Source organism: Corallococcus sp. CA041A (genome assembly GCF_003612075.1).
GTDB classification, from domain to species: domain Bacteria; phylum Myxococcota; class Myxococcia; order Myxococcales; family Myxococcaceae; genus Corallococcus; species Corallococcus exiguus.
The window spans coordinates 1-10,462 of record NZ_RAWF01000317.1 but is presented as its reverse complement, the minus strand read 5'-3'; the positions used below and the strand labels follow the sequence as shown (position 1 = coordinate 10,462).

Sequence of the window (10,462 nt, the reverse complement as noted above, 5' to 3'; positions counted from 1 at the left end):
GTTCGGGGCGGGGCGGGCGGTGGGCGGCGGACTCCAGCCGGTCCACGTTGCGCAGCTCCGGGAAGAGCCAGGCCCAGAGGCCCACGACGATGAGCGTGCCCACGGCGCCAATCACCACCGCGTGCACGGCGCCCAGGGCCTCCGCGAGCGAGCCCGCGCGGAACTCGCCCAGCTCGTTGGAGGCGCCGATGCACATCATGTTCACCGCGCCCACGCGGCCGCGCATGTCGTCCGGCGTGGAGACCAGCTCCAGCGTGTGGCGCACCACCACGCTCACCATGTCCGCCGCCCCGCCAATGGCGAGCGCCACGAGCGACAGCGGCAGGGACCTGCTCAGGCCGAACACCAGCGTGGCCGCGCCGAACACCGCCACCGCGCCGAACATCTTCCACCCGGCGTGGCCGCCCAGCGGACGGAACGCGAGCAGCACCGCCACCACCGCCGCGCCCGCGGCCGGAGCGCTGCGCAACAGGCCCAGTCCCCACGGGCCGGTCTGCAGCACGTCGCGCGCGTAGATGGGCAACAGCGCCACCGCGCCGCCCAGCAGCACCGCGAAGAGGTCCAGGGTGAGGCTGCCCAGGAGCAGCCGCTTCTGGCGCACGAAGCGCAGGCCCGCGACGAGCGTCGTCAGGGAGATGGGCTCGCGCGACGCGCTGCCGGTGCGCACCTTGAGCGAGAGGATCCACACGATGGTGAGCGCGCACAGCGACGCGGACGTGAGGTAGACGCCCTTGCCGCCCAGCCACCCGTAGAGCAGGCCGCCCACGGCGGGGCCCGCGATGGTGGCCACCTGCCACGTGGTGGAGTTCACCGCCACCGCGCGCGTCAGCTCCTCCGGCGGCACCAGGTAGGGCGTGAGCGCGGAGCCCGCGGGCGCATAGAAGGCTCGCGCGGTGCCGAACAGCACCAGCACGCCGTAGACGAACCGCACGTCCGTGACGTGGCCCAGCGTGAAGGACAGGAGCAGCAGACTGCACACCAGCATCACGCCCTGGCAGATGGCCAGGATGCGGCGGCGGTCGTAGCGGTCCGCCACCTGTCCGCCCAGCAGGCTGAAGGCGAGGAAGGGGACGAACTGGGACAGGCCCGTGTAGCCCAGCGCGAGCGCGCTCCCGGTGAGCTCGTACACCTGCCACCCGATGGCCACCGACTCGATCTGCGCCGCGAGCACCGCGCACAGACGGGCGATTTGATACAGCCGGAAGTCGCGGTGACGGAAGACGGAGCTGGCGAGGACGGAGGGGGTATCGGCCATGGAGTGGGCTGCGCTGTAACGCAGCCCGTCCCCCTTGCGCCAGCGACAAGGGGCGCACGGCCCCGGCGCGCCTTATGTGGTCGCGCGCATCTTGTTCAGCCGGTCGTAGTGGCGGTAGCCCAGCTTGTCGAGCGCGGCGGGCGGCGCGAGGCCGATGTCCACCAGCGTCTTGATGTCGTACGTGCCCGCGAGCACCGGCGGCGCGTAGTTGGCCACCGCCTCCGGCGTGCGGAAGCCGGGCAGCGGGAAGAGCACCTGGCTGGTGTGCACGTGCATGAAGTGCGCGGCGGACTGGCGCTGCCACCCCGGCACGCCCGGCGCGGTGATGACGTGCGGCGTGGCGAGGAACGTGCCGCCCGTGAGGATTTCCAGCTGCTGGCCCACCTGCGCCACGATGCAGCCCGCGGGCGCGGTGCCGCGCACCATCGCCCCATTGGGCGCGTCCGGCGTCGCGCGCGTGCGCAGGTACAGGCCGCTCTGGTCATCCGGCTTCGGCGCGGGGCGGCCTTCCGGATCCAGGAAGCGGCCTCCGGGCAGCAGCGTCAGCAGGTTGAAGTCGGTGTGCTCCTCGCCCCAGAGGATGCCGGTGTTCACCTGGGACGGGCCCAGCGGCAGGTACTGGAGCGCGCGCGTGACGTGGGGCGCCTTCTCGCAGGAGGCGGTGAAGGTGTCCTGCGGCAGGTTCAGCGCCAGGGCGGCGCCGCGCAGCAGCTTGAGGCCGGCCTCGTGCAGCGCGGTGCCCATGGTGAGCAGGCCCTCCTGGAAGAAGGGCGGCGCGTCGTCCGGCCAGATGTTCTCCGGGTACAGCTCCGGGAACTCCATGGCGGACTGCGGGTCGGTGGGCGTGGGCGCCGCGAAGTAGCACTCCTTGAAGTCCGGCTGCCCGTTGCTGGCGACGGCGACCTCCGTGTTGGGAGGCGTCCAGCCGCGCTGGTACCAGAGGTCCGCGCGGCCCAGGGGGCGCTTCTGGGCGTCCGGGCGGGCCACGAAGGCGGAGAACGCGTCGTAGAAGCGCTCCAGCGCCGGCGCGTCCACGCCGTGGTTCTTCACGAACACGAGGCCGAAGACGCCGAAGGCCTCGCGCAGGGCCGCCGCGGCGCGCTCCAGGCGCGCCGGTTCACCCGACGCCAGGTCCAGCAGGTCGACCGTCGGGATGTTCATCGTGGGGGTGTCCGCCATGGTGGGCCCAGGTGTATCGCGCCCGGGCCCGGCTGAGGAGGGGGACCGTGCCTGCCCGCCCTCCTCGTTCCAGGGAAATCCGGAAGAGGTCCCCTCCTACGGACTCACGGCTCCCCTCAGCGCGCGGCGACCGTGACGTCCACGGGGGCGCACGTCACGGGCGTGGACTGGTACTCGCCGCCGGCGCGGGGGACGTCCTGCTGGCGCGTGGCCACGTCCATCAGCGCGTCGCGGAAGCTGATGCGGTACGTGCCCGGCTTCTTGAAGTCCCAGGCCTGCGTCACCTCCACGGTGTTCTCCACCGTGGCGCCCGGGGCGATGGCAGCGTAGCTGTCCGCGCCCGGGGCCGCGCGCTTCACCATGGGGCCCTGGTACGGCATCTCCTCGCCGTCGCGAGTGACCTGGAACACCGTGCCCAGGATGCCCTCCAGCGGCGTCTGCCACTTGAGCACCCAGACGGGCGACTCCGAGCGGTTGGTGAGCTTGAAGAGGACTTCAATGGACTCGCCGACCTTCGCCTTCGGGTGGACGCTGAGGGCGCACTCCAGCTTCGGGGTCGTCACGGCGGCGTCGCGGCGACGGGGGCCTGCTGTTGCGCGGGTGCCTCCGCGGGCTTCGGGGTACAGGCGGTGACACCGGCGGCGGTCAGCACCGCGAGCCATGCGAGGTTCCTTCGTCCCAGGCCCATCACGTGACGCTCCTTGTGTTCGTGCTGCGAAAAGAAAAGGGGCGCGAGCCCATGTGGCCCGCGCCCCGGAGTCAACGGTCCCGCGTCACCTTACGGCAGCGAGGGGTTGTTCTCCGCGAAGTATTCGTGGCTGTCCGCGTTGTCCCGCGCGTTGGTGGGGTTGGACCGGGCCAGGTTCTTCGCGGCCGTCTGGCCGTAGGCCCAGTCGTCCGTGCCGGCCACGACGTTGAAGTGGCTCATCTCGTGGACCAGCGTGCCCGCGCGCGAGTCCGTGCCCGTGTTGGGGGCGTTCCAGAAGGCGCCGCACACGTAGATCTTGTACGGCGAGGCCGGGTACACGTACGCGTAGGTCCCGCTCTCGTTGCAGCTGCAGTCCACGACGACGGCGGCGGACGCGAACGCGTTCTTGATGCTGTTGAAGTGCGTCTTGATGACGTTCCAGTTGGAGCTGGAGTACGTGCCGAACCACGTGGTGTAGCGGCTGGTCGCGGACGGCGTGGCGCTCAGGTACGTGTACGCGTTGTTGGAGTAGGTCTTCGCGCTGTTGTACGCGTTGGTGATGGTGGTCTGCTCGGAGGCGGTGCACGCCCCGGAGTAGGACAGGCCCTGCGCCGTCACCGTGCGCATCGCCTCGATGCCTTCGAGGCTGTTGCGGCGGCCCTCGATGAAGAGGCTGACCGCGTTGGAGGACAGCGCCGTCACGCCCGCGCGCGCCTCCAGCTCGTAGCGGATGGTGTAGGTGCCGGAGACGGACAGGTCATACGCGTCCGACACGACGACCGGACCGGAGAGGCTCTCGCCGGGGGCGATGGTGACCATGTCCTCGGCGCGGCCCTGCACGCGCTTGAAGTGCGCGCCCGTGTACTCCACCGGCTGGCCGTCGCGAGACACCGACAGGCGGCCCTCGTTGAGGCCCTCGCCCGGCGCGTCCCACTTGTAGATGCTCACCGGCGAAGAGGAGGTGTTGGTCAGCGTCACCTCCACCGTCACGCGCTCGCTGGCGGCCATGGAGGCCTTGCCTGCGGACACCTGCGCCGTCAGGGCGCCCTGGGCCTGCTCGGTGGCCTCGGTCGGGGTGGGCTCACCCTCCGCCGGAGGAGCGCCGCAACCGCTCAGCAGGGAAACGCCGACCACCGTGCCCATCAGCCACTTGAAACCGCGAAGGCTCTTGCTCACGAGGAACTTCCTTTCGGAATACGACGCGACGAAAACGCCCAAGGGGGAATGCCCGGGTGTGCATGCTTATAGGGGAAACCGGGCCCGCAGATGATGGCATGAAATACTGTGAAATAAATGCCTGCCGGCTATCCGGTTTCACGGCGCGTCGCGGCCAACCGTGGCATGGAGCGTTAGTCTTCACGCGGCACGCATTGCGTGTGGCACAAACAAAGACACAGGGAAGGGGTGGCGGAAAATGCGCGCGGTGGTGTTCGAGCACGAGGAGCACGAGGGGCCAGGCCTCTTGGGGCCGGCGCTGGAGGCGGCGGGCTTCACGCTGGTGCGGCGCTTCCGGACGGTGAAGCGCGAGGACGTGGACGCGCCGCTGGTGGTGGTGATGGGTGGGCCCATGGGGGTGTACGAGGCGGACGCCCATCCGTTCCTGAATGAAGAGCTGGCATTGCTGGGAGAGCGGCTGGCGAACGACCGCGCGTGCGTGGGCGTGTGTCTGGGTGCGCAGCTGTTGGCGGCGGCGGCGGGTGCGACGGTGTCGCCGGGGAAGAATGGCTTCGAGGTGGGCGTGGGGCCGGTGCGCTGGACGCAGGACGCGCTGAAGGACCCGGTGGTGGCGGGCGCGAAGCCGCGCACGGCGGTGGCGCACTGGCATGGGGACACGTACACGCCGGTGCCCGGCGCGACGCTGCTCGCGTCCACGGACCGGTACACGCAGCAGGCCTTCCGGCTGGGAAAGTCGTATGGCTTCCAGTTCCACCTGGAGCTGACGGCGCAGGAGCTGGGGCGCTGGCTGGAGCTGGGGGAGGAGGACCTCGTCACCCGGGGCAAGGACGTGGCGGCGCTGAAGGCCCAGCTGCCCAAGCTGAAGGCGGCGGAGGCGGAGAACACGGAGCTGCTCCAACGGCTCGCGCATCAGCTGGCGAAGGGCCTACGCTGACGGCCGTCCAAGGCAAGGGGAGGGCCGGACGCCATGAAGCTGACCCGTCTGCACGTCCACCACTACCGAGGGCTCGCGCCGGACACGGTGCTGACGTTCGGCCCTGCCCTGAACGTGGTGGTGGGCGCGACGGGCAGCGGACGCACGACGCTGCTGGAGCTGGTGTCCGCGGTGCTGTGCTCGGACTTCTCCGGGCTGCTGCGGGAGCCGTTCTCGCTGGAGTACGCGCTGCGCTTCGACGCGCTGACGGTGGACGTGGCCGTGCGCAACGAGCCGCCCGCCGCGCTGCCCGCTACGGCCGGGGAGGGCGGCTCCGATGCAGGCCCTGGCGCCGCATTGGCGCTGCCGCCGGCGGCGTTGGCGCACGGGCTGATGCCCTCCATCGTGGCGACGGTGCGGTGGGACGCGGCGGAGGACGCGCGGCTCGTCATGCGCGCCAGCGCCACGGGCTTCGCGTGCGAGGTGGCGGGCGCGGCTGGCTTCTCCAAGCGCATGCACTGGTCGGTGTTGGACCGGTCCGTATGGACGCTGCTCTTCATGGCCGCGCAGTACCTGGAGCGCGGCGTGAAGGACCGGCTGAAGGACCTGCTCCGGGAGACGTTCCTGCTGGCGCCGCCGCGCTTCGACGAAGCGCTGGGCATGTTCGAGCGCATCGGCGCCATCCGCTACGCGATGGAGCAGCGCGGTGAGGAACTGTTTCCGCTGGGACTCATGGCGCTGCCCACGTGGATGCCGGGCTGGCTGCGCGAACAGGTGGAGCGCGAGCCCGTGCCTCCGTCGCTGCTCTTCCGCCACGAGGCGCAGCCCCAGGGCTTCCTCGCGCGCTTCGTGACGCTGGCGGGGTTCGCTTCAGGCACGCTCACCGTGGACGTGACGGAGACGACGCCGCTGTCCCAGGGCGGACGGTTGGGCTTCAGCGGCTTCCGTTTCGCGTTCGTGCGGCCGGACGGCACTCCGGTGACGCAGGAGCAGCTGGGCCATGGCCAGAAGCGGCTGTTGTCCTTCCTCTACTACCTGGACGTGCACGAGTCCTTCGTCATCGCGGACGAGCTGGCGGACGGCCTGCATCCGGACCTGGTGCGCGCGTGCGTGCGGGACATGGGGAAAAGGCAGGCCTTCGTCACCAGCCAGAACCCGCTGGTGCTGGAGCAGTTGGAGTTCACCCACGCGGAGCAGCTGCGCACGTCGTTGATCCGCTGCCAGGGCGGCGGCGGGCCCGGGCGCTGGCGGTGGACGCAGCCGACGCCGGAGGAGGCCGCGCGGTGGTTCGACGCTTCCCGCGCGGGCTCCGTGCCGCTGGGCGCGGTGCTGCGCGCCCAGGGCTTCGGATGACCGTCAGGGCGCCGTCGACGCCTTGAAGAGGAAGTCGTCGTCGAAGCCGCGCGAGACCAGGTTCCTTCCAAGGTGGAGGGTGCCGGAGAAGTAGCCGATTCCCACGAACGCGCCCTGCTTGTTCACCGCCACGTCCGTGAAGAACGGGCGTCCGGTCGAGCTGTACGTGTGCCTCCACTGTTGCTGACCTTCGATGCGCTCCAGCCTCGCGGTGAAGAGCGTGTAGCCGGAGGGCGAGTCCGGCTCGATGGAGGCGCCGCCAACGACCACGGCGTCGTCCTCGGCCACGGCGACCGCGCCCACGGCCTGCGGGTAGGCGCGGGCCCAGCGCTCCTCTCCGGCCCGGGTCCACGCGACGAGGAAGCCGCCGCCCGGGACCGGGGGCGTAATCGTCTGGCCCCGGAACGTGAAGGCGCTGCTGAACTGGCCTCCCACCACCACGCGGTTGCCGTGCACGGCGATGCTCGCGGCTCCTCCCGACGCGCCCACCAGCGACCGGGTCCACGCCACCGTGCCCGAGGGGGTCACCTTCCAGACCTCCGGGTCAGGGTACAGGATTCCCGCGAAGTAGAAGGCGTCCGCTTCATCCACCGCGACGCTGGCACCACTGCTCAGGATCAACTGCTCGCGGACGGTCCACTGCGCCGCGCCGGCGGCATTGAACTTCGTGAGGAATGCGGTCACGACGTCCGTCACCTGCGAGGAGTTGGGCCCCTGGCCGAAGTCCACCGTGCGGAAGGCGTTGCCCGTCATGGCGATGCCGTCCTGCGAGTCGGTGACCAGGTCCTGGGGAGAGATGTTGCCCGTGAAGTGCCGGGCCCACTGGAACTGCCCCGTCTTGCGCAGCTTCAGCAGGAAGGCGCCTGCCGGTTGGAGTCCCCCTCCCAGGTCGATGGGCTCGTTCGACGTCCCCGCGACGAGCACGTTGCGCTCCCGGTCCACCGTGAGCGCCACCGCGTCGACGAAGTTCTGTCCGCCGGGAGGAAGCACGCCTTCATAGGCGCGGGTCCACAGCAGCGCGCCGGCCGTCGTGTACTTCGCCACCGCGAAGCCAATGCTGTCGGGGTTCCCGGAGCCGACGGGGCCCGCGCCCAGGTCCACGCTGCCCTGGTAGAGGAACAGCGCGAGGATGTTGCCGTCGCGGTCGAAGTCCACCGCGTGGGCCTGGTCGAACCGGGGGGATCCCAGGTGCTTCACCCAGGCGAAGGCTCCCCCCGAGAGTGCCGCCTCCTGCGTCCGTGCGGACGCCTCGGGGGCCTCCGAGGGCCCGCACCCGCCAAGCGCCGCTGCGATCACGGCGCCCCAAAGAAGCCGCCAGCCCATCACCCTGCGAGTCGTTCCCATGTGTCCCCACCTCGCTGTCCCCAAAGACAGACAGTGCGAGTTAGGAACGACCTGCAGGCAGGCACACTGCCCTGGAGGGCAGTGGGGCTTTGATGCCTGAACAGTCCGCGGGGCGCGGTCAGCGGCCGGAGAGCAGCTCCGTGGTGAAGGAGAAGCCGCCCAGCAGGTAGGGCATGGCGTTCATGCGGTTCTCATGTTTGAGGTACCAGCCGGCCATGAGCAGCACGGTGGGCTTGCTCATGACGCCGCCCGGCTTCGTGTCGAAGGCATACGCGACGAGCGGGCCCACGCGGACGTGCGAGTTGGTGGGCAGCTTTCGCCCGGGCAGCGGCTCCACCGCGTTGGTGTCTTCGTCGTAGCGGGGCCACACCGCGGAGAGCCGGGCGCCCAGCGTCCACTGTCCGGCCAGCCAGAGGAGGTCCGTGTCGTTGGCGAGCACCCAGCCCTTGCCGGGCACCAGCGTGTCCAGCGTCGGGTCGTAGAACGTGCCGCGCGTGCCGCCGTCGCGCAGCGACATGTTCCAGTACTCGATGGCCAGCTTCGAGCGCAGCGCCAGGGACTTCACCTTCGCCTGGAGCATGGGCTCCACGAAGAAGTGGTGCCCGGAGGTGCCGTAGGCGGTGTCATTGGTCGCGCTGCGCAGGTCGTCGTCGTAGGGCTGGAAGGAGTCCGGATAGGACTGCACGCTGCCGAAGGTGCCGAAGAACTGGACGTACTCGTAGCCGGCGCGGACGTTGAAGATCGCCAGCGGTTGCAGCTCCACCACGGGCCCCAGCTTGAAGAACGCGGGACTCAGCCGGAGGCTCGCGCCGGCGCTGGCGTACGTGTCGCGCAGGAGCAGGGAAGGGCTGTCGGAGAGGCGCTTCTGGTAGACGAGCCGGTTCTGCGACTCGAGCCCCAGCGGGTTGTAGCGGACCACGTTGAGGGTGGTGAAGTAGACGCGGCTGTCGGGCAGGAGCGGCTGCACCGGGAGTGGCACGTCCTCCGTGATGGGCGACTGGGGCTGCTGCGCGGCCACGGGTGCGCCCAGGCCCAGGAGGCCGAGCAGCGCGGCGCGCGTGAGCGCCTTCGACAGGGACGGGGAGCGGACAGGCGTCGGGCGTTGCGGGAACACGTTCGCGGGCATGCATCCTCTCGGCGGAGTCCGCGGGAGCGGCCCACGGGCAAGGGCCACCCGTGGCGGGCGGCGGGAGCGTCGTGCACATGACGTGGGCGCTTCAAGACGCACCAGGACGAAGCCGCCGGATGACACCCGGCGTCACCAAATGTTTCACGGCTCGCGGGCGGGGTTTCAGAACGTGAGCTGGAAGCGGGACATGAGGACGTTCTCGGGAGGGCGGTCGGCGCCATCCGGAGCGCCGCCCTCGTAGTTCGTGCGGTGGAAGTTCATGGCGAAGCGCACGCGCCGGTTGAAGGCGAACGTCGTGGCGACGCCGAAGCCGCTCGCCGCGCTCACGGATTGCGCGGGGTTGGCGAAGCGGGGGAAGGCGGCGTCGTCAATGTCCAGGGCGTGGTAGCGCGCCGCCACCTCCAGCGCGCCGCCCTTGAGCGTCTTCGGGTCGAAGGGCGTCGTGGGCCGGGCGCCTTCGAAGGACGCCTTCCCTCCGAACACCCACGACACCGACGTCTGCCACGCGTGGTTGCGCAGCCGCGCGCGTGCGTCCGCGATTCGCACCTCTTGTGACGAGCGCACGTACTCCGCGAGGAGGCCGAAGGACCCCCAGTAGAAGTAGCCCTGGGGCGCGAGCCGCAGGTGCTGGCCGTGCGCCGTCACCGTCTCTCCGGTGTTCGCGTTGTTGAGATAGCTGAAGATGATCTCCTGGCCCGTGCTGCGAAAGGGCGCGAGCCCGGTGTTGGTGGCGGTGCCGAACTGGAGGCCGCGCGTCACCGCGATGCCCAGCCCCAGTCCCTGGAGGAAGGACGGCTCGCGGCCCTTGAAGGGCAGGGCGAAGAAGCGGGCGACCAGGTCGAAGCTGTCGTCGGGGTTGGTGTCGGTGCTGGCGCCGTCGGGGTCTCCATTCACCACCGCCAGCGAGTACTGCCACCGGCCGCCTTCGCCCTCGCCGTGCAGCTCCAGGCCCTCGTCGCGGTTGGGGACCAGGTCCACCGTGAGCGAGCGCTCGATGAAGGGGTTGTCCATGTCGGACTGGAGCAGCTCCAGTCCGAACGGCGTCTTGAACCGGCCCGCGCGCAGGCGGACCCATTCCCCTGGACGGAAGTCGATGAACGCGTCCTGGATGATCGGCTGATTGACGCCGAAGTCCGGCATGAGGCGGAAGTCGATGAAGCCGAAGAGCGTCCCGTCCAGGATGGGGCGCATGCGCCGCACGAGGAACGTGTTGGTGCCAGTTCGGTCGATGTCCGCGAAGTAGAAGCGCCCGTCGCCCTGGAGTTGGCCGCGCAGCTTGAGCACGAAGGCCTTGTCCGCGGACGACAGCGTGAAGCCTTCCTCGGAGACGTTGATGACTGGCGGCTCGGCGGCCTTCGGAGGCTCCGCGGCCTTCGGAGGCTCGGAGGCCTGGGCGTGAACGCGGGGGGCGGCGAGCAGCAGGCC

10 protein-coding genes are annotated in these 10,462 nt (G+C 70.3%); 2 read left to right on the top strand and 8 right to left on the bottom strand.

Annotation, left to right across the window (positions count from 1 at the left end; all coding sequences use genetic code 11):
- The 5 genes from D7V77_RS36595 to D7V77_RS36580 form a co-directional block, all read right to left on the bottom strand.
- A partial coding sequence (locus D7V77_RS36595) for an MFS transporter (protein ID WP_120580895.1) occupies positions 1–1,255 on the bottom strand: 1,255 nt, incomplete at its 3' end.
- A 72-nt stretch (positions 1,256–1,327) separates the two neighbouring features.
- The gene (locus D7V77_RS36590; RefSeq protein WP_120580894.1) at positions 1,328–2,434 is read right to left on the bottom strand and encodes an isopenicillin N synthase family oxygenase; all 1,107 of its coding nucleotides are present in this window, start codon (positions 2,432–2,434) and stop codon (positions 1,328–1,330) included.
- A 116-nt stretch (positions 2,435–2,550) separates the two neighbouring features.
- Complete coding sequence (locus D7V77_RS36585; protein WP_120580893.1) at positions 2,551–2,997, bottom strand: protease; 447 nt, start codon at positions 2,995–2,997, stop codon at positions 2,551–2,553.
- Entirely contained in the window at positions 2,994–3,122 is a 129-nt protein-coding gene (locus D7V77_RS45620; RefSeq protein ID WP_255424692.1) for a hypothetical protein, read from the bottom strand. The genes D7V77_RS36585 and D7V77_RS45620 overlap by 4 nt, the downstream gene beginning before the upstream one ends.
- A 90-nt stretch (positions 3,123–3,212) precedes the next feature.
- Positions 3,213–4,298 (bottom strand): M35 family metallo-endopeptidase, encoded by a 1,086-nt coding sequence (locus tag D7V77_RS36580; protein ID WP_120580892.1) that lies wholly within the window; start codon positions 4,296–4,298, stop codon positions 3,213–3,215.
- 238 nt (positions 4,299–4,536) lie between these two features.
- On the opposite strand from D7V77_RS36580, the gene D7V77_RS36575 reads away from it, so the two are divergent.
- Positions 4,537–5,232, top strand: coding sequence for a glutamine amidotransferase (locus D7V77_RS36575; RefSeq protein ID WP_120580891.1), 696 nt, complete (start codon positions 4,537–4,539; stop codon positions 5,230–5,232).
- Between the two features lie 33 nt (positions 5,233–5,265).
- Positions 5,266–6,564 carry an AAA family ATPase gene (locus tag D7V77_RS36570; RefSeq protein ID WP_120580890.1) on the top strand — a complete coding sequence of 433 codons (1,299 nt, stop codon included), beginning with the start codon at positions 5,266–5,268 and terminating at the stop codon, positions 6,562–6,564.
- 3 nt (positions 6,565–6,567) lie between these two features.
- Here D7V77_RS36570 and D7V77_RS36565 read toward each other — a convergent pair whose 3' ends face one another.
- The 3 genes from D7V77_RS36565 to D7V77_RS36555 all read right to left on the bottom strand — a co-directional run.
- Entirely contained in the window at positions 6,568–7,761 is a 1,194-nt protein-coding gene (locus tag D7V77_RS36565; RefSeq protein WP_120580889.1) for a hypothetical protein, read from the bottom strand.
- Between the two features lie 265 nt (positions 7,762–8,026).
- A complete protein-coding gene (locus tag D7V77_RS36560; RefSeq protein ID WP_120580888.1) occupies positions 8,027–9,034 on the bottom strand; it encodes a hypothetical protein in 1,008 nt (335 codons plus the stop codon).
- A gap of 165 nt (positions 9,035–9,199) precedes the next feature.
- The coding region (locus tag D7V77_RS36555; protein WP_120580887.1) for an OprO/OprP family phosphate-selective porin at positions 9,200–10,462 on the bottom strand (1,263 nt) is incomplete at its 5' end.